Source organism: Myxococcus sp. CA040A, from assembly GCF_013336725.1.
Taxonomy (GTDB): domain Bacteria; phylum Myxococcota; class Myxococcia; order Myxococcales; family Myxococcaceae; genus Myxococcus; species Myxococcus llanfairpwllgwyngyllgogerychwyrndrobwllllantysiliogogogochensis.
On sequence record NZ_JABUMR010000016.1, the window covers coordinates 47,786 to 67,096 of the forward strand.

Below are 19,311 nucleotides of genomic sequence, written 5' to 3' on the forward strand. Positions count from 1 at the left end.
CTCAGGCCGACGAGGCCGGATTTCTCCGGCTGACCTGAGTAAACCCGCGACCGAGGCCACTTCTGTCGCCGTCCGAGCCCCCGTCCGCCCGCCCCGCGCCTCCACGCGACGCGCTCGCCGCGCGCGCCGGGGGCCCGACCCCTCGCGCCAACGCGAGCCGCCACGGGCCGATGTGCGGGCTCTTCCGCGGGCCAGGCACCACCCATCCCGACGGGTTGGCCTCGGGGAGATCCACGATGTCTCCAGCCAGGTAGGGACGTGCTCTCCCCCTGGCGTAAGGCAGATCGCGCCCCGCGTCACCCCCGACTCGATACGAGATCGGAATATTTCCGCTTGGATGGATTTGGCCAACATTCTTGAAAAACAAGGCTCGCCATTGACTGGTTCAGTTCAGACGGTGACGATTCGCGCCCACGGCACCTGCTGGGGGGGCCGTCCCTACCGTTGCGAGGAAAGATCCGAATGACGCTTAAGAGAGCGTTGATTCCGGGGTGCGTGATCGCACTCTTCTCGTTGGAAACAATGGCGCAGGAAGCGAGCCCGCCTGCTCCGGAACCGCAGGCGCCCGCTGCTCAGGCTCCCGCGGTACCGGCGCCCGCGGCGGCTCCGGCCAGCACCGCTCCAACGGCTCCCGCGCCGGCCGCCGCGCCCGCGCTGGGTCGCACCGTGAAGGGGCGCGTCGCGGACCGTCTGACGAACGAGGGCCTGCCCCTGGTTCGCGTCATCATCAAGGGCACCACGCAGGGTGTGGAGACGGAGCTGGACGGCACCTTCTCGCTGCCCAACGTCCCCGCGGGCTCGGTGACGCTGCTCTTCTCCAGCCAGGATTACGGCGAGCGGGAAGTGCGCGTCGGCGCCGCGCAGAGCGACGTGACGGTGGCGCTCGACAACATCTTCTCCGAGGAGATGGTCGTCGTGGGTCGAGCCTCCGAGCTCGCCCGTAAGCACCTGGCCAACTCGGTCGCCTCCGTCAGCGCCGAGGAGATGAACCGCGCCCCCGCGCAGACCATCGACCAGGCCCTCCAGGGCAAGGTGGCCGGCGCCAACATCCAGCAGAACTCCGGCGCCCCGGGCGGCGGCATCCAGATGCGCCTGCGCGGCGTGTCCACCATCAACGGCTCCACGGCGCCGCTCTACGTCATCGACGGCGTGCTCGTCAGCGACGTGGCCATCGCCTCCGGCGTCTACGTGGTGACGGACTCCGTGGGCGGCTCCAACCCGAACCCCACGCAGGACAACCAGGTCAACCGCATCGCGGACATCAACCCCAACGACATCGAGAGCATCGAGGTCCTCAAGGGAGCGTCCGCCGCCGCCATCTACGGCTCCAAGGCCGCCAACGGCGTCATCATCATCAACACCAAGCGCGGTCGCGCCGGTGAGCCGAAGTTCGAAATCACCCAGCGCGTGGGCATGTACACGCTGGCCAACAAGCTCGGCACCCGCCGCTTCGAGACCGTCGAAGAGGCCGTCGAGCAGTTCGGCGCGAACGCGGCCCAGTACTACACGGGCAAGACGTACGACCACGAGGCCAAGCTCGCGGGCCGCAGGGATCTGTCCACGGAGACGCTCGCCAGCGTGAGCGGCGCGTCGGGCAACACGAAGTACTTCGCCTCCGCGATGCTCCGCAGCGACGAGGGCATCATCGCCAACACGGGCTACGACAAGCAGTCGTTCCGCCTGAACCTGGGTCAGTCGCTGGGCGATGCGGTGGACATCAACGTCGCCACCAACCTCATCCACACGTTGGGCCGGCGCGGCCTCACCAACAACGACAACCAGACCATCACCAACTACATGGTGCTGCCGAACGTGCCCGAGTTCCTCAACATGGAACCGAACGCGCAAGGCGTGTACCCCGTCAACCCGTTCCTGGCCAACGGCGCCAACCCGCTGCAGACGTCCGCGCTGGTGAAGAACGACGAGGACGTGTGGCGCTTCATCGGGTCCGGTGATGCCACCATCCACCTGTGGAAGAACGACGAGAACCACCTGCGCGTGCTCGCCAACGCGGGTGTGGACCGCTTCCAGCAGGAGAACCGGCTGCTGTTCCCGCCAGAGCTCAACTTCGAGCCGGTGGACGACACCTTCCCGGGCACGTCGCTGTTCGGCACCAGCCAGGTGCGCAACCTGAACGGTGGCCTCAACCTGGTGCACTCGTACAAGCCCGCCTCGAAGTTCCTCACCGCCACGACGTCCGGCGGTGTGCAGTTCGAGGAGCGCCGCATCGACTCCACGTACGTCGTCTCCGAGAACCTCAACGCCGGTCAGCCCGGCGTGGACAACGGCACCGTGATTGGCGTGCGCGACACCTCGACGCACATCCGGGACCGCGGCTACTACGTGCAGGAGGAAATCGTCACGTTGGACGACCGGCTCACCCTGGTCGGCGCCATCCGTGGTGAGCAGAGCAGCGCCAACGGCAATCCGAACAAGCTGTTCTTCTACCCGAAGCTGGCGTCCGCCTACCGCATCCCCCTGGCCGTCCCGGTCATCAACGAGCTCAAGGTCCGCGCGGCCTACGGCGAGACGGGCAACCAGCCGCTGTACGGCATGAAGTTCAGCGGCATGAGCGCGCTGGGCAACGTGCAGGGCACCCCGGGCCTCGTCGGCACGGGCGTCGCCGGTGACCCGAACATCCGTCCGGAGCGCCAGCGCGAAATCGAGGCCGGTGTCGACGCGCTGATGTTCGGCGGCGACGTCATGGTGGAGCTGTCGGTGTACCAGCGCGCCATCAGCGACATGCTGCTGCAGCGCGCCCTGCCCAGCTCCACGGGCTTCACCACCCAGTTCGTCAACGGCGGCTCGCTGCGCAACCGCGGCATCGAGGCCATGCTCCAGGTGACGCCGGTGCGCGGGGCGCTCGAGTGGACGAGCTCCGCGACGTTCGCCCTCAACCGCAGCAAGGTGACGAGCCTGCCGGCGGGGCCGTTCCAGGCGGGTGGCTTCGGCAACTCCCTGGGCGCGTTCTTCATCGAGGAGGGCTCGTCCGCCACGCAGATTGTCGGCAACGTCGGCCGCGACGAGAACAACGTCCCCATCGTGAAGAAGATTGGCGACACCGAGCCGACCTTCACGCTCGGCTGGGCCAACACCCTGCGCTACTCGGACCTCACCCTGTCCTTCCTGTGGCACTGGCAGCAGGGCAGCGACGTCATCAACCTGACGCGCTTCCTGTATGACGGCGCCGGCACGTCCGTGGACTACGAGACGGCGGGTCGTCAGCGCCTGCAGGACCGCCGCAACAACGCGGGCATCTACGTGGAGGATGCGTCCTTCGTGAAGCTGCGCGAAGTGACGCTCAGCTACAACCTGCCCAAGAGCTGGGTGTCCGCGATTCCGAAGCTGCAGAACGCGCGACTCAGCCTGAGCGGCCGCAACTTGCTGATGTTCACCAGCTACTCGGGTCTGGACCCCGAGGTGAGCAACTTCGGCAACCAGGCCATCGCTCGCAACATCGACGTCGCCCCCTTCCCCCCCAGCCGCAGCTTCTGGACGTCGCTCGACGTCGGGTTCTAAGGCCATGAATATCTACCAGACGAAGAAGACCGTGTTGGCGCTCTGCGCCGTACTGGGCCTGGGCGGCTGCGGCAGCCTGGACATCGGTGACCTGAACAACCCCAGCCTGGACGAGTTCAAGAACAACCCCACCAGCTCCGCCGTCAACAGCGCGTCCACGGGCCTGCTGCTCGGACACCGCGCGGGCGTGGCGATTCAGAACGGCTACGTCGCGCAGTTGGGCACCATCGGCCGCGAGGCGTACGTCTTCGACCCCGCGGATCCTCGCACGGTGGAGGAGATTCTCGGGCCGACGCTGGACCCGGGCGCTGGCGCCTTCGGCGGCAACTTCTGGGCGGCCCCGTACTCCAACATCCGCAACGCCAACACGGTGCTGGCGGCGCTGGACAAGGTCGCGGCCTTCTCGGACGAGCAGAAGGAGGGCATCCGGGGCTTCACGAAGACCATCCAGGCGCTCGACTTCCTGGTGGTCATCAACACCCACGACACCAACGGCGCGCCCATCGACGTGGACCTGCCGCTGGGCCAGCTGGCGCCCATCGTCGGCAAGGACGCGGTGTTCACCCGCATCGCGACGCTGCTCGACGAGGCGGCGGCGCACCTGGACAACGCGGGTGGCTCGTTCTCGTTCCGGTTGAGCACCGGGTTCGCGGGCTTCGACACGCCGGAGACGTTCCGGAAGTTCAACCGCGCCATCAAGGCACGCGTGTCCGTGTACATGGGCCGCAACGAGGACGCGCTGACGGCGCTGAGCCAGTCGTTCATCGACGCCACCGCGCCCGCTGAAGACGGCGCGAAGGCGGCGGCGCTCGCGTCGCTCAACGTGGGCGTCTACCACGTGTTCCGGGCGGCCTCGGGCGACGTGGACAACAACCTCCTGAGCCTCACCATCGTCGCCCACCCCTCCATCGAGACCGATGCGCCGCGCCAGGCGAACGACGCGCTGGATGACCGGGTCACTCGCAAGACGGCCAAGCTGGACGAGCCGGCGAGCGCCGCGGGTGGCCGGCTGACGGCGGACCGGGGCTTCACGCTGTACCCGTCGGCGGAGTCGCCGGTGCCCATCATCCGCAACGAGGAGCTCATCCTCCTTCGCGCGGAGGCCAACATCGGCCTGGGCCAGATTGGCCCGGCGGCGGATGACCTCAACTACATCCGCACCCGCTCCGGCCGGCTCTCGCCTCGCGCGGACATCACCGCCGCGAACGCCCTGGACGAGCTGCTGGTGCAGAAGCGCTACTCGCTCCTGTTCGAGGGCGGGCACCGGTGGATCGACATGCGTCGTTACAACCGGCTGAACGATCTGCCCCGCAACCTGGACGCCAGCTACGGGCCGCACGAGCGCTACCCCATCCCCGTCGCCGAAATCAACGCGCGACCGTAGGCCGCCGCACCGGGCCTCCAGGGTTGATTCCTGGAGGCCCTCGTCATTCCCGCTCCAGGCGCGCGGCACTGCGCTCGCCTGGAGTCGTGGTCAGCGCCGATGGATCAACGGGCCTTCGGCAACCCGGCGCGCTCCGCCACGAGCGCCCCCAGCGCGGACCAGTCGAGGTCTCCGTGCCCCTGGGCCACGCCACCGAGGTACTGGTCCCTCACGAGACTGGCCAGGGGCATGGGCACCTCCGCCGTGCGCGCCGCCTCCAGCACCAGCCCCACGTCCTTGAGCCCCAGCCGCATGGCGAAGCCCGCAGGCGAGTACTTCTCCTCGGCGATGGCCTGCGCATACCGCTCGAAGATGGGCGAGCGCGCGAAGACGGCCTGGAACAGCTCCAGGAACTGCTTCGGTTCGATGCCTGACTTGCGCGTGAAGGCGAACGCCTCCGCGAGCGACTCCAGCATCGACGCGATGAGGAAGTTGCCGGAGAGCTTCACCACGTTGGCCATGGAGGCCTGCTCCCCCAGCACCGTGAGGCCCCGCCCCAGCGCCTCCAGGAGCGGCCGGCAGCGCTCCACATCCGCCTTCGTGCCCGCGGCCACGACCCAGAGCTGCTTCGACTCCGCGGCCTCGGGACGGCCGAACACCGGCGCGGCCACGTAGCCCTGGTCCGCGCTCGCGTGCGCGTCCGTGAGGCGCTGGGAGAGCGCCACGGAGATGGTGCTCGACGAGACATGCACGGCGCCCTTCGAAAGCCCCGTGATGATGCCCTGTGGGCCCAGCGCCACGGCTTCCGCCGCGCTGTCGTCCGCGAGCATGCTGAAGACGACCTCCGCGCCCTTTGCGGCCTCCGCGGGCGACGCCACCACGCGGGCGCCCTGCTTCACCAGGGGCTCGCCGCGCGCCGGAGTGCGGTTCCACACCGCCACCTCGTGCCCCGCGGAGAGCAGACTCTTCGCCATGGGCAGCCCCATGTTGCCCAGTCCCACGAAACCCAGCTTCATGTCGCGCTCCCGTCCCTTCGGTCCGAGCCACCCTGCGCCCCGCTTCCGGACGCCGCAAGCACCCTGTCAGCGCGCGTCCAGGAGCAAACGCCCGGGCCTACTCCGGGCGGTCCTCGGAGACATCCAGGTGTTCGAAAGCGCGGCCTAGCGTGAGCACGCCCAGGCCCACCTCCGCCGCCAGCACGGCCGACGCGGCCGACGCCCCCAAAGGCAGCGCCCACACCTCCAGCGAGGACCACAAGGGGAAGCCCACCACCGCGCCCGCCAGCGCCGCCGGCAACAAGCCCACCAGCGACACCACCAGCGAGCCCACCAACGTCAGCAGGCGCTGCCCGAGCGCCTCGATGCCCCGCGCGCTCCCCGTCCTGTCCGCGGGCACCCACGCCGGAAACAGCACCACCGCCGCGTTCTGGACGAAGAGCCCGGCCAGCGACACCGTGGGCAGCAGCACCGCGAGCGCCACCCCACCCGGCCACCACCAGGTCGCAAGCCACGGGTCCTCGGCGCCCGGGCCACACAGCAGTCCCACCGTCAGGAGCCCGAGCTGGAGCGCGCCCACCACCAGCGCCGATGCCGCCAGCTCCGCCCCCACCACCTGCCACCCCGCCAGCGGCAGCGCGCGCAGCAGGTCCAGCTTCGGCAGGTCCATGCGCAGGTCCATGCGGAAGACGCTCGGCCCCACCACCGCCATCATCGCCGCGAGCGACACGCCCAGCGGCCCCAGCACCCGGCGCGTGTCCGTGAAGAAGCGCGACTCGCCCATCATCGCGACGATGGCGCACCCCAGCAGCAGCGAGGCCAGCACCGACACCACGCCCCCCGTCATCCGCCTCCGGGTGATGAGGTTCTTCCAGATGAGCGCCACCTCCGGACGCCCTCGCGCCGACAGCCGGAAGGGTGCCTTGCGCGAGGCGAGCGCTCCGCCCCGAGCGCTCCCTCCCGAGGCCCGCTGGGCCCGCTCGCGCGTGCGCGTCTCGGCCTGCGTCACCGCGGACTCCTCGAAGGGGACCTCCGCCAGCCGCACCCAGACGTAGTGCGCCAGCGCGAGCACCAGCACCGGGGGGAGCGCGCTCAGGAAGTCGCTCGCGTCCCGCGCCAACGCGGGCGCCACCAGCAGCCGCGCGGGCCACAGCACCGCGCTCAACCCTGGCGACTCCACCAGCGACTGCACCCAGTTGCGCAGCACCCCGGGTGTCCCCACCGTCCTGGGGAACGGGTGTGCCTCCAGCGAGGAGTACACCGCCAGGCCCACCGCCGCGAGCACGCACCCCAGCGCCACCCAGCGCGCCACCAGTCCCCGAGTGCCCCACTCCCCCCAGCGCGTGCGCATGAAGGACGCGGCCGTGGAGTGCAGATACAGCGTCCCCAGGGACAAGAACGCGCCCAGGAAGAAGAAGCCCGGAGCCGGGCTCACCAACCGGCCGACGAACAGCGAGGCGAACAACGCGCCGGCCGCCGCACCCATCAATCCGCGAGCCAGCTTGTAGTGCAGCAGCGAGCGCCGGGTGACGGGCGCGGGGAACAGCTGCACCACCTCCGACTCCGTGAAGGTCAGCGAGGGACGGTCCGGCCCCAGTGCCCACGCGGAGAACACGGTGACGAGCGCGGAGACGACCAGTGACAGCTCCGCGAACAGCCGCACCCCGGGAGGCACGTTGCTCAACGTCCCACCGAACTCCAGCCGTCGCAGGAAGATGGAGTAGACGTAGCCCAGTCCCACCAGGGCCCCGACGAGGTAGCGCGGCCTGCGCAATCGCTGGAGCTGGAGCCGCAGGCGGTTGCGCGAGGAGGCCAGCCACAGGAACACGACGGCGCTCGAGAAGCTCACGGCGGGGGCTTCTCCGTCTCCGCCGCGCTGGTGATGCGCACGAAGAGGTCCTCCAGCGACGCGCTCTCACCCTCGGGTCCACTCAGCCTCGCGCGAATCGCCTCCAGGCTGCCCAGCGCCATGGCCCGCCCTCCGGCAATCACCAGGAGCCGGTGGCACAGCTCCTCCACCAGCGGCAGCAGGTGCGAGGACAACACCAGCGCCGCGCCCTCCTCCGCGCGCCGCCGCAAGGACGCCTTCATCCGGCGGATGCCAATCGGGTCCAACCCCGTGAGGGGCTCATCCAGGAGGATGAGCTTGGGCGAGTGCAGGAAGCCGCAGGCGATGGACAGCTTCTGCTTCATGCCGCGCGACAGCTCGCCCGGCAGCGCCTTCTCCTTGCCCGTCAGCTCCATCTCCTCCAAGAGCGCCTTGCCCCGCTCCTCCCAGTCCTCCACGCCGTAGAGGCGCGCGGTGAAGTTCAGGTGCTCCCACACCGTGAGGTAGTCGAAGAAGCGCGGCTCGTCCGGCAGGAAGGCCAGTTCACGCTTGGCGTCCACCGCGTCCTTCGCCAAATCGTAGCCCGCCACCACCACCCGGCCCGACGTGGGAGGAAGAATGCCCGCGAGGCATCGAAGCGTGGACGTCTTGCCCGCGCCGTTGGGGCCCACCAGCCCGAGCACCTCGCCGGGTGCGACCGCGAAGGTGAGGCCCTGCACGGCGTTCACCGCGCCGTAGCGCTTCTCCAGGCCCGCCACCCGCAGGACGAAGTCCATTCGCTCGCTCGCCCTCAGTCCAGCTTCAGCAAGTCCCGGACGGTGTCCATCACCACCTTGGCCTGCACGGGCTTCACCAGGTACGCGCTCGCGCCCAGGGACAGGGCCCGCTCGCGGTCCGCCGCCGCGCCTTCCGTCGTGATGACGACGATGGGCACATGGCGATGGTCCGTCGCCTGACGGATGTGGTGGATGAGCTTGAGGCCATCCATCAACGGCATGTTGATGTCCGTGAGCACCAGGTCGAAGCGTCCCTGGGTCAACTTCTTCAGTCCCTCGGCGCCGTCCTGCGCCTCGGTGCAGACCATCCCGCTGATGCGTTGCAACGCGTACATGATGCTGCGTCGCATGGCCTGCGAGTCGTCCACCACCAGTGCTCGAATCTGCTGCGTCATGACCCGCCCAGACTAACACCCGGGCCTCTTCCACCGCCCGCTGTTCCGCGTCCCCTCATCGCCGCCGCCGGGCGATGGCCGCCAGCGCGGGTCCGATTTCCCCCAGTCGCAGCACCCGCTTCACCGCCCCCGAGGCGATGGCCTCGCCTGGCATGCCGAAGACGACCGCCGTCTCCTCCGACTCGGCCCACACCTCTCCGCCCACGCGCTGCACCTCGCGCGCCCCCACCGCCCCATCCGCGCCCATGCCCGTCAGCACCACCGCCAGCGCGCGGTTGCCCAACACCTGCGCCACGCTGGTGAAGAGCCGGTCCACGCTCGGCGCGTATTTGTCCAGGTGCGTGAGCGGCGGCGTCTGCAGCTCCAGCCGAGTGCCGCGCTCCACCACCACGAGGTGCCGCCCGCCCGGAGCGATGTACACGTGCCCCGGCTGCACCACGTCGCCCTCATTCGCCTCCGTCACCGTGAAGGGGCCAATGCGGTCCAACCGGTCCGCGAAGGCCCGGGTGAATTGCGCGGGCATGTGCTGACTCACCAGCACGCATGGCGTGGGCTCCGCGGCCAGGCCCTCCAGCACACGCTGCACCGCGGGAGGTCCTCCCGTCGAGGCGCCGATGGCCACCACCAGCGGAAGCTCGCCCGCCACCGCGAGCGCCCGAGCCCCGGGCGAGGCGTGACGCTGCCCCGGCCGCACATGCAGCGCCGCTCGCACCTTCTCCAGCAGCTCCTGGCGAAGGACTTCCAACTCCGCCGGTGTGCCCTTGGCGGGCTTGGCGATGAAGTCGAACGCGCCAAGCTCCAGCGCCTTGAAGACGTCCGAGCGGTGCGCATAGCTGGAGATGACGATGACCGGCGTGGGCGCCGTGCGCATCAGCAGTCGGAGGAACGTGTAGCCGCCCAGCTTCGGCATCTCCAGGTCCAACGTCACCACGTCGGGCTTCAGCTCCAGGACCTTCTTCAGCCCCTCCTCACCATCGGCCGCGCGGTCCAACACCCTCACGTCCGGCGCGGACTCCAGCAGCGTGGTCAGCGTGTGCCGGTTGTGCGCGGAGTCGTCGATGACGAGCACGGAGACGCCCTTCTGCCCGCTCATCGCGCCTCGCCCCCCGTCAGCCCTGGCAGCTCCGGCCGCCGGTACACCAGGTCTCCTCGCAGGTGGACCAGCTCGAAGTCGGCGCCCAGGTTGAGCAGATTCTCCGAGTGCCCCAGCAGCAGATAGCCTCCCGGCACCAGCCGGTCTCGCAGGATGCGCAGCACCCGCCTGCGCGCGGACTGGTCGAAGTAGATCATCACGTTGCGGCAGAAGACCGCGTCCATCTTCATCACCAGCTGACTGCCCGCCTCGTCCAGCAGGTTGTGGTGACCGAAGGACACCATCGCCCGGACATCGTCGCGCACCCGCACCTTCGCGTTGCCCGCCGGAACGAAGAAGCGCTCGAGCAGGTCCGCCGACGTGGCGCGCAGCGCGGACGGCCCATACTCCGCGCGCCGCGCCATCGACAGCACGCGCCGGGAGATGTCGCTGCCGTATACCTCCACGTCCCAGTCCTCGAAGCGGCGCTCGTCCTTGAGGAGCATCGCCAGCGTGTACGCCTCCTCGCCGGACGAGCACCCCGCGGACCACAGCCGCAGCCGACGCGTGCGCCCGTTGCGCTTCTCCAACAGCGGCAACAGCTCCTCGCGGAACGCCTTGAGCTGCGAGGGCTCGCGGAAGAAGTACGTCTCGTGCGTGGTGAGCGACTCGACCGCGGCCTCCAGCTCCGCGTGCCGGTTCGCGTCGTAGCGAAGGTAGCGGTGATACGCGCTGAAGTCCGGCACGCCCAGCGCCTCCAGCCGAGGCCACAGCCGCCGCTCCATGACGAACTTCATGTCCTCGTGCACCAGGATGCCGCAGTGCGAGTACACGTGGTCCCTCAGGAGCCGGAACTCCTCCGCAGTCATCTCCGGCCGGCTGTCGTCGAAGCGCGCCACCCCGTGTCCCTCTCTCAGCGCCGAGCCAGGCGCTCCACCGCGTCCGACAGCGCCTGTCGGGCCAGGGCGTCCGACTCCGCCTCCAGCGCCCGCTGGGTGGGGCCCAGACACTCCGGCCCTCCCGAATCTCCCAGCACCCTCGCCGCCGCCGCGCGAACGTCCCAGTGCGGATGCTCCAGCAGCGACACCGCCAGCGACACGCCCTCCCGAGACACCGCTCCCGCCGACAGCACCGCCTTCACCACCTCCGCGTCCGGGTGACCCGAAGCCTCTCTCAACACCCGCTCACCCACCCGCCCCAGCCGCGACAACGCGCGCACCGCCGCCACCGCGAGCGCTCCGTCAGGATGGCGGACCAGCGGCTCCAGCTCGGTGACACGGTCCATCGCGCCACTCTCACCCACCGCCTCCACCGCCGCCCGTCGCACGGAGGACTCCTCATCCTGGAGCGCGGAGCGCAAGAGCGCCCCCGCCTCGGTGCCGCCCAGTCTTCCCATGGCCCGCGCGCCCGCGGCTCGCACCGGCGCGGCCTCGTCCGCGAGCGCCGCACGCGCCAGCTCGCGTCCCACCCCGCCGTCCACCTCGCCAGCGACCTCCACCGCCGCCGCGCGCCACCGGGGGTCCACGTCCCGCGCCAGCTTGCGCAGCGAAGGCAACGCGGGGGCGCCCCCCACCCGGCCCAGCGCGGCCACCGCCACCGGCGTCGCCCTCCGAGCCACCGCATCCTCCAGGGCCGCGAGCACCGCCCCGCGACAGCTCCCCGCGAGCACGCCCAGCGCCCGCGTCGCCGCGCCCGCCGTCACCGAGTCCCTCAGCAAGTCGACCAGGGGGCCCGCCGCCTCCGCTGAGCGCGTGCGCCCCAACGCCCGCACGACCACGCCGCGCAAGTCGTCCTCCGCCCACTCCAGCAGCGCGCACAGCGGCGTGACGGACGTCGCATCCACCAGGTCCACCAAGGCCTCGGCCGCCGCCGCCTTCGCGGGCGCGGACAGGTCCGACATCGCCGCGAGCAACGTGCGCCCACCCTCCGCGCCCAGCCGCCCCAGCGTGCTCAGCACGTCCCGCAGCAAGCGGTCCTCGCGCGCCGCTTCGGCCACGGGCACGGCCAGGGACGCCTCCCCCAGCGCCGCCACCGCCAGCAGCGCGCCCGCGCGCACCGTCACATCCTCCGACTCCAGCGCCTGCGCCAGCCGAGCCACCGCGTCCGGCAACCGCCGCAGCGCCGCGCGGATGACGGCCTCCAGTTCGCAGCGCCGCGCGGGCTCCACGAGCGACGCCTGCGTGCCCAGCGCCGCCAGCGCGGCCTCGCGCACCGAACGGGTGGCCGACTCCAGCCCCAGGCACAGCCGCTCCGTGGCCGCCACCTGCGGAATGAGGCCCAGCGCGCGGAAGGCACTGCGCCGCAGCCGCGCGTCGTCCAGCAGCGCCACGACTACCGGCAACGGCGGCGGACGGCGCAGCAGCACCAACCCCTCCAGCGCGGACAGGCGCAAGAGCGGCTCCGGGTCCCCCAGCAGTCGCTCCAGCGCGCGAGCGCCGTGCTCACTGCCCACGCGGCCCAGCGCCTCCGACACGGCCACGCGCACGTTCAGGTCCGGGTCCTCCAGTGCCTGGACCAGCGGCGCCTCCGCCACGTGAAGTCCGAGCTGCCCGAGGATGTCCGCCGCGAACTTGCGCTGGTCCGGGTCCGCGTGTCCCAGCAGCTTCACCAGGGGCCTCAGGGCTGGAAGGCCCAATCCCACGAGAGCCTCGGCCGCCGCGTTGCGAGCCCCTGTCTCACCGCGCTCGCCCAGGACTCCCACGAGACGGAGGGCCACGTCCTCGGGCGCGGCCAACCGCTGGAGCCCCTCCGCCGCCGCGTGGCGCACGCGCCAGCTCTCGTCGTGCAGCCCCGTGAGGAGCACGTCCAGGATGCCCTCGCCACGCGGGTCCAACTCCTGGAGCGCGCGGTAGCGCTCCTCCTCCGCGGGAAAGACGGGCAGGTGGCTCATGAGGCGAGGACCCGGTCGGAGCCTTCCTGCGCATAGAACCAGATGGCGTAGATGCCCAGGCAGGTGCCCAGCGGGAAGTTGAACAGCCCGACGATTCCCAACACCAGCGCGAGCACCCGCGACCATCCGCGCCGCTTCAACAAGCCGATGCCGGCGATGACGCCCGGCAGGCCGAAGGCCAGGACGCACGCGCTGATGCCGCCGCCGAAGAGCCAGTAGCTCGCGCGGTCCTCGGCCAGCGACGACTCGCTCACCATCATCGCCCCGGCGAACGCGAAGAAGACGGCCAGGCCGACGCCCACGAGCACCGTCAGTGCGTTGATGGCGATGAACGCGATGCCCAGGATGCGGCGGTGGTTGTCCAAGTCACTGCGCTGCAGGTCCATCGTCACCCTCCTCACTTCGACGGGCGCACCGCTTCGCGCTCCAGCTCCATGCGCAGCAACGCCTTCAAATCGAGCAGCAACCGCAAGCGGTCCGGCGGGCCGCACACGCCCACCACGAAGGGCGAGCGCCCCGACACCCTCAGCGCGGGCGCGGGCTTGATGTCACCCCGGCGAACCCGCAGCACCTCGGCCACCCGCTCCACACGCACCGCCACCCGCCGCGCGCCCAGTCGACACACCAGGAGCCGTGCCTTGCGCGACTGCACCGAAGGTTGTCCCTGAAGCCTGAAGCGCAGGTCCACCACGGGAAGGATGACGCCCCGCAGGTGGAGCACGCCCTCCACGAACGAAGGGGCATGCGGAATGGGCGTCACGCGCTGAAGCGGCAGCACTTCCTCCACCCGCTGGATGTCCAGCACGTACTCCTCTTCACCCACGAAGAAGGCGCACAGCTGAACCACGGTGTCCGACTGCTCACCGGGCGCATCCGGTGCCCCCGAGGGGTGGCGCGCCAACAGGTTGACCGAGTCCTTCATGGCGTCAGCGCCTGTTCCGGGTCCAGCAGGATGTACAGCGAGGGCCCGCGTCGACCGATGCCCACGACACAGTCCTTGTCTCCCAGGCGCAGGCCGGGCGGCGGCTCCAGCATGGAGGGCTTGAGCTTCACCACGCCGGACACGCTGTCCACCCACACCCCCGCCGGCCCCGTCTCCGTGCGCAACACGAGGACGCGCGCATCCCGGGGCGGCGCGGGCGCATCCGGCCCCGCGACCAGGGGCACACGCTCCGTCAGCCCCAACCGGACCTTGATGTCGTACGCGGGCAGCAGCTCTCCGCGCAGGTTCATCACCCCGAGCAGGTGGGGCTCCGCCCTGGGAATCTCCGTCAGCGGGGGCACCTTGGAGATTTCGCGCACGAGGCGGATGGGCACCGCGTAGGACTCTCCCTCCAGCAGGAAGGACAGGTACTCCTCCGGGACCTCCTCGGGCGTGGAGGAGGCGACGCCGTCACTGCCGGCGGCGAAGTCCTGCAGGCCGCTGACGTCCTCGTCCGGACGGAAGAAGAAGTCGTCGAGCAGTTCGGCGAACCGGGACACAGTGGGTGAGGATAGCAGCCGGCCAAGGCGAGCGTCAGGCCCGCCTTCGCTCCAGGGCCAGTCCCTCTTCCAGCAGGTCCGCCACGTCCAGCACCAGCACCGGACGCCGGTTGCCCAGGTCCGTGGCGCCGGAGATGCCCCGGACGGACTGCAACCTGCCGCCCAGGGGCTTGGTGACGATGTCCTGCTGGCCGTGCAGTTCGTCCACGGCGATGCCCAGCCGCTCCTGCGCCAGCCCCACCACCACCACGAAGTAGCGGCTCACCGGGCGCTCCGGCAGGCCGAACAGCCGTGACAGCCGCACGAAGGGCAGCGTCTGCCCTCGCACGTCCAGCACCTCGCGCCGCTCCAGGGTGCGGATTTCCCGGGGCTGGACGGAGAGGATCTCCAGCACGCTGTTCAACGGCACCGCGTACGTGCGGGCGCTCACCCCCACCACCAGCGCGCGGATGATGGCGAGCGTGACGGGCAGCGTCAGGTGGAAGGCCGTGCCCTTTCCGCGCTCGCTCCACACGTCGATGATGCCGGAGAGGTTGCCCAGGTTGTTCTTCACCACGTCCAGGCCCACTCCCCGGCCGGACAGCTCGGACACGCTGCGCGCGGTGGAGAAGCCGGGCAGGAAGATGAGGTTGAGCAGCTCCCGGCGGCCCATCTCCTCCGCCTGGGCGAAGGTGATGAGGCCCCGCGTCAGCGCCACCTCGCGCACGCGCAGCTCGTCGATGCCCGCCCCGTCGTCACTCACCTCGATGACGACGTGGTTGCCCTTCTGCTCCGCCCGCAGCGCCACCACCGCGCGCCGGGGCTTGCCCGCCGCCAGTCGCATGTCCGGAGACTCGACGCCATGGTCGATGGCGTTGCGGATGAGGTGCATCAGCGGGTCGCTCAGCTCCTCGACGATGAGCTTGTCCAGCTCCACCTCGCCGCCGCCGATGACGAAGTCGATTTCCTTGCCCGCTTCGCGAGTGATGCGGCGCACCAGCCGGGCCAGCTTGTCGAAAACCTGACCCACCGGCACCATGCGCGCTTCCAGCAGGCCCTCCTGCAAGGCCTCCAGCTTGCGCTCCAGGCCCCGCGTCTCGCGCGCCAGCTCCTGGCCGAACAGCTTCGACAGGGGCACCACGCCCTCCTGCCGCGCCGACTCCGCGAGCCGCTGGAGGCTGGCCTTGATGAGCAGCAGCTCGCCCACCATGTTGATGAGGCCATCCAGCTTGCCGATGTCCACCCGCACCGTCTGCGTCAACGAGCGCAGCGACGGCTCCGTCGCGACGGGAGGCGCCGCCACGGGCGTCACCGCGCGGCCGGGCGCACGCCCTCCCGGCCCCTGCAGATACGTCACCAGCGAAGGGCCCGACGTGCCCGTGGCCTCCGCGCTCCCCCCGGTCTCCCCCAGCTCCGTGTCGGAGTCCGGGTCCGTGAAGGGGTGCGACGCTCCGTCTTCCATCGCGGCGCGCGCGCCCTGCTTCGTCCCGCCTGGCTTCACGGGAGACGCGCCCCCGACGGAGGCCTCGGGCGCGGAGGCGACGCCGATGGCCCCCAGGACGATGGCGGGCGACTCGGTGGCACGAACCAGCGCCTCGGCGGAGCGGGTCGTCGCGCTGGGCGCCGCGGGCCGCACGGCGAGCGGTGACAGCTCCGCGGGCGTGCCCTTCAGCCCCGACTCCAGCTCCATCCTGGAGACCTGGGCGCCAAAGATGAGGTCGAAGGCGATGCCATGCGCGCCGCCCGGTTGGGCCGAGGGCAGCGTGCTGATGACCTCCCCCAGGGGCTTGAGGCGCGTGTTCAGGTCCGCCAGTCCCTTGTCGAAGTCGGACAAGTCAAACGCGGCGCGCACGCGCCACAGCGCCACGCCCCGGCGCACGTTCTCCCGGAGCCGGTGCTCCTCGTACTCGGTGAAGACGGAGCGCACCTGCGCCTCCAGCTCCAACCGCTCCAGCGGGTCCTCGTCCTGCGCGACGGGCACCTCGCCCAGCTGCCCCAGCCGCTCCGCCATGCCATCCGCGCGACGGGTGAGGCCATCCGACTCCGTGCCCCGCGCCGTCTCCGCCAGCAGCGCCTGGAAGGCGTCCAGCGCTTCAATCAGCGTGTCGAGCACCGCGTCGTTCAAGTGCAGCTTGCCCAGCCGCAGCCTGTCCAGCAGGTCCTCCGTGCCATGCGCCAGCCGGGAGATGCGCTCCTGACCGAACAGCCCCGCCAGCCCCTTGAGCGAGTGCGCCGCGCGGAAGATGCCGTTGACGCGCTCGGGGTCCGCCTCCTGGCCGCGCCGCTCGTCCAGCACGAGCAGGTCCTTGCCCAGCGCCTCCAGAATCTCGGTCGCCTCGGCCACGAACTCGGCCAGCGCCTTGCTCGGAGGACTCACGGCAGCTTCAGGTACCGGCGCAGAAGCCCTTCCAGGCTCCCCGGTTGGAACGGCTTGACCAGGTACTCCGCGGCGCCCAACGCCATGCCCCTGTCGCGGTCCTGGTCGCGCCCCTCGGTGGTGATGATGAAGAGCGGGACGTCGCGGTAGTTGGGGTTCTTCTTGACGAAGTTGATGAGCTCGAGCCCGTTGATGTCGGGCATGTTGATGTCGGTGATGATGAGGTCGAAGCGGTGGCGCGGCAGCAGCTTCAGGGCCTCGAAGCCGCTCGAGGTGACGACGGCCTCGATGCCCTCCACGGCCTCCACGGTCGACGCGATGTACTCGCGCGACGCCTTGGAGTCCTCGACAATCAGCACCTTGACACGCATGTGCGCACGCCCCGGACGGTCCCCCATTCTAACAGAAGCCCTGCCCGGTCGCTGTGCTTCAGCCCTTCCTGCCTGGTAGGAGCCGGACGAGCGCCTTGTCCATCAGGAGGGCCACCCGTCCGCCCTTGAACGCTGGGACGAAGCCCTTCTGGAAACCCTCCACCCGGGCCGCGTCATCCACCGAACCTCCGGCGGGAATCTCCAGCGCCACCGACGCCACCTTGGCCCGGCTGAGCACCGTGCCCGCTCCGGCGAGCGCCTCCTGAAGTCCCTCCGCGTCGAGCTGACGACGGGCCCCCAGGCCAACGACGAAGATGCGCGGCACCTCCAGCTTCCCGTCCGAGGGCAGCAGGAGCCAGTCGTCCTTCGCGCCGGAGAAGAAGCCGCCCTTGAGCACCCGCGACAGCACGCCACACAGGCGCCAGTCCACGTAGCCCGCGGTGGCCGGCAGGGGCCGGTCATCCTCGGCCACGAACAGACACAGGGCGTCCACGCCGCCAAGCGAGTCCAGCCCTTCCATCCCGATGTCGTGCGTCGTCGTCTGGCTCACGGCGCGTCCCTTCTTCCGCTCGAGGCTCCGGCAGCTCAGGCCTTGTTCAGCGCCACGGCGACACGGTCCAACAGGCCGTTGACGAAGGCGCTGGACTCCTCCGTCCCGAAGTTCTTCCCCAGCTCCACCGCCTCGTTGATGGTCACCTTGCGAGGGATGTCCGGACGGTACTTCAGCTCGAAGATGCCCACGCGCAGGACGTTGCGGTCGATGCGCGACATGCGGTCCAGCCGCCAGTTGTGGCTGTGTGACTCGATGAGCCGGTCGATTTCCGCGCGGTGGGCCTGCACGCCCTCCACCAGCTCGCGGGCGAACTTCACCGCGTCCGGCTCGCGCTTCTCCTCGTCCGACGCCGTCCAGGCCGACTCCAGGGCGTCATTCACGGACGCGCCCGCCGCCATCTCCAACTGGTAGAGCGCCTGCAACGCCCGCTCACGTCCCGTTCTGCGCGCGCCCATGACTACCCCTTCCTCGACGCGTCGAGCGTGGCCAGCTTGCCGTACAGGTTCACCATCTCGATGCACGCCAGCGTGGCCTCGGAGCCCTTGTTGCCCGCCTTCACGCCGGCCCGGTCGATGGCCTGCTCCACCGTGTCACACGTGAGCACGCCGAACGTGACGGCCGCCGGGGGGCTTGCCGCCGCGGCGCTGAAGGCCACCGCGCCAATGCCCTTGGCGCACTCGCCCGCGACGTAGTCGAAGTGAGGCGTTCCACCCCGGATGACGGCGCCCAGGACGATGACTCCCGCGTACTGACGCGACTCCGCGACGCGGCGCACCAGCCCGGGCAGCTCATAGGTGCCGGGGCAGCGGTACACGTCCACGTCCGCGTCGGCCACGCCGTGACGCACCAGGGTGTCGACAGCGCCCTTGGCCAGCTCCTCGGTGATGAAGCCGTTGAAGCGGGCGACGCAGATGGCGAAGCGGCCCTTGGGGGGGAGGAAATCACCTTCGATGTAGCGAGGCATGCGGGGCTTCCTACACCACCCAGGCTCCGGCGTCGCCTGCTACGGCGTCCCGAAGCCCGCCGCCCGGACGGCCGCCTCGGACACCCCTCCCGGGCCTGGAGCGCCCGCCTGCCCCCTCTGGAGCAGGTACAGGCGCGCCACGTACTTCCCAATGGGGTCCGCCTCCAGGTTGACCCGGGCGCCCACCTTCTTGGCCCGCAGGGTGGTGCGCTCCTGCGTCTCCGGAATCAGCTGGACGCTGAAGCGGTCCACGCCCACGGTGTTGACGGTGAGACTGATGCCGTCGATGGCCACCGAGCCCTTCTCGATGAAGTACGGCGCCAGCGCCTCCGGCAGCCCGAAGACCATCACCCACGAGCCACCCTCCGGGTAGGTCTCCAGCACCGTGCTGACACCGTCCACGTGCCCGGAGACCAGGTGCCCACCCAGCCGGTCCCCCAGCGCCAGGGCCCGCTCCAGGTTGACGCGGTCTCCCGGCCGCACGGCGTCCAGCGTGGTGCGCCGCAGCGTCTCCGGCGCGGCCTGCACGCGGAAGGCTTCGCCCGTGCGCTCCACCACCGTGAGGCAGGCGCCATCCACGGCGATGGACTCGCCCAGCGCGAAGTCCCGCGCGCCCAGCGATGTGCGAATCCACAAGTCCGTCATCCCGCCCGGAATGACGCGCTCCACCCCGCCGATGTCCTGAATGAGCCCGGTGAACATGACGGGGCTTATAACGGACCCGCCGTCTCGACGCCCACGGACAAC

General features: G+C 70.3%; 18 protein-coding genes. 2 read left to right on the plus strand and 16 right to left on the minus strand.

All coding sequences use genetic code 11. From position 1 onward, the window contains the following. The first annotated feature begins 522 nt into the window (after nt 1-522). Nucleotides 523-3,519 carry a SusC/RagA family TonB-linked outer membrane protein gene (locus HUA75_RS42600; RefSeq protein WP_174489739.1) on the plus strand — a complete coding sequence of 999 codons (2,997 nt, stop codon included), beginning with the start codon at nt 523-525 and terminating at the stop codon, nt 3,517-3,519. 4 nt (nt 3,520-3,523) lie between these two features. Continuing rightward, nucleotides 3,524-4,903, plus strand: a complete 1,380-nt coding sequence (locus HUA75_RS42605) for a RagB/SusD family nutrient uptake outer membrane protein (RefSeq protein ID WP_141644339.1) — start codon at nt 3,524-3,526, stop codon at nt 4,901-4,903. Nucleotides 4,904-5,007: 104 nt separating this feature from the next. On the opposite strand, the gene HUA75_RS42610 is transcribed toward HUA75_RS42605, so the two are convergent. From HUA75_RS42610 to HUA75_RS42685, 16 genes are all read right to left on the minus strand, one after another. Continuing rightward, nucleotides 5,008-5,898: an NAD(P)-dependent oxidoreductase gene (locus HUA75_RS42610; RefSeq protein WP_141644340.1), complete on the minus strand. Its 891-nt coding sequence runs from the start codon at nt 5,896-5,898 to the stop codon at nt 5,008-5,010. A gap of 97 nt (nt 5,899-5,995) precedes the next feature. Further along, nucleotides 5,996-7,726 (minus strand): putative ABC exporter domain-containing protein, encoded by a 1,731-nt coding sequence (locus tag HUA75_RS42615; protein ID WP_174489703.1) that lies wholly within the window; start codon nt 7,724-7,726, stop codon nt 5,996-5,998. Beyond that, the gene (locus HUA75_RS42620; RefSeq protein ID WP_141644342.1) at nt 7,723-8,481 is read right to left on the minus strand and encodes an ABC transporter ATP-binding protein; all 759 of its coding nucleotides are present in this window, start codon (nt 8,479-8,481) and stop codon (nt 7,723-7,725) included. Before HUA75_RS42620 ends, HUA75_RS42615 begins: the two co-directional genes overlap by 4 nt. 14 nt (nt 8,482-8,495) lie before the next feature. Beyond that, nucleotides 8,496-8,876, minus strand: coding sequence for a response regulator (locus tag HUA75_RS42625; protein WP_141644343.1), 381 nt, complete (start codon nt 8,874-8,876; stop codon nt 8,496-8,498). 55 nt (nt 8,877-8,931) lie between these two features. Continuing rightward, nucleotides 8,932-9,969 carry a chemotaxis-specific protein-glutamate methyltransferase CheB gene (cheB, locus tag HUA75_RS42630; protein WP_141644344.1) on the minus strand — a complete coding sequence of 346 codons (1,038 nt, stop codon included), beginning with the start codon at nt 9,967-9,969 and terminating at the stop codon, nt 8,932-8,934. Next, nucleotides 9,966-10,847 carry a protein-glutamate O-methyltransferase CheR gene (locus tag HUA75_RS42635; RefSeq protein ID WP_246137324.1) on the minus strand — a complete coding sequence of 294 codons (882 nt, stop codon included), beginning with the start codon at nt 10,845-10,847 and terminating at the stop codon, nt 9,966-9,968. Before HUA75_RS42635 ends, cheB begins: the two co-directional genes overlap by 4 nt. 14 nt (nt 10,848-10,861) lie before the next feature. Next, nucleotides 10,862-12,838, minus strand: a complete 1,977-nt coding sequence (locus HUA75_RS42640) for a HEAT repeat domain-containing protein (RefSeq protein WP_174489704.1) — start codon at nt 12,836-12,838, stop codon at nt 10,862-10,864. Then, nucleotides 12,835-13,224 carry a hypothetical protein gene (locus tag HUA75_RS42645; RefSeq protein WP_141644346.1) on the minus strand — a complete coding sequence of 130 codons (390 nt, stop codon included), beginning with the start codon at nt 13,222-13,224 and terminating at the stop codon, nt 12,835-12,837. Before HUA75_RS42645 ends, HUA75_RS42640 begins: the two co-directional genes overlap by 4 nt. Before the next feature lie 11 nt (nt 13,225-13,235). Beyond that, nucleotides 13,236-13,760 carry a chemotaxis protein CheW gene (locus HUA75_RS42650; protein ID WP_141644347.1) on the minus strand — a complete coding sequence of 175 codons (525 nt, stop codon included), beginning with the start codon at nt 13,758-13,760 and terminating at the stop codon, nt 13,236-13,238. Beyond that, the gene (locus HUA75_RS42655; protein ID WP_174489705.1) at nt 13,757-14,320 is read right to left on the minus strand and encodes a chemotaxis protein CheW; all 564 of its coding nucleotides are present in this window, start codon (nt 14,318-14,320) and stop codon (nt 13,757-13,759) included. Before HUA75_RS42655 ends, HUA75_RS42650 begins: the two co-directional genes overlap by 4 nt. Before the next feature lie 34 nt (nt 14,321-14,354). Continuing rightward, nucleotides 14,355-16,676 (minus strand): chemotaxis protein CheA, encoded by a 2,322-nt coding sequence (locus HUA75_RS42660; protein WP_174489706.1) that lies wholly within the window; start codon nt 16,674-16,676, stop codon nt 14,355-14,357. Beyond that, nucleotides 16,673-17,047 (minus strand): response regulator, encoded by a 375-nt coding sequence (locus HUA75_RS42665; RefSeq protein ID WP_141644350.1) that lies wholly within the window; start codon nt 17,045-17,047, stop codon nt 16,673-16,675. The genes HUA75_RS42660 and HUA75_RS42665 overlap by 4 nt, the downstream gene beginning before the upstream one ends. A gap of 58 nt (nt 17,048-17,105) precedes the next feature. Further along, the gene (locus HUA75_RS42670; RefSeq protein ID WP_174458878.1) at nt 17,106-17,597 is read right to left on the minus strand and encodes a M17 family peptidase N-terminal domain-containing protein; all 492 of its coding nucleotides are present in this window, start codon (nt 17,595-17,597) and stop codon (nt 17,106-17,108) included. A gap of 35 nt (nt 17,598-17,632) precedes the next feature. Beyond that, nucleotides 17,633-18,055, minus strand: a complete 423-nt coding sequence (gene nusB / locus HUA75_RS42675; protein WP_141644352.1) for a transcription antitermination factor NusB — start codon at nt 18,053-18,055, stop codon at nt 17,633-17,635. A gap of 2 nt (nt 18,056-18,057) precedes the next feature. Continuing rightward, nucleotides 18,058-18,564 carry a 6,7-dimethyl-8-ribityllumazine synthase gene (gene ribH / locus HUA75_RS42680; RefSeq protein ID WP_141644353.1) on the minus strand — a complete coding sequence of 169 codons (507 nt, stop codon included), beginning with the start codon at nt 18,562-18,564 and terminating at the stop codon, nt 18,058-18,060. A 39-nt stretch (nt 18,565-18,603) separates the two neighbouring features. Continuing rightward, nucleotides 18,604-19,266, minus strand: a complete 663-nt coding sequence (locus tag HUA75_RS42685; protein ID WP_141644354.1) for a riboflavin synthase — start codon at nt 19,264-19,266, stop codon at nt 18,604-18,606. Nucleotides 19,267-19,311: the final 45 nt, after the last annotated feature.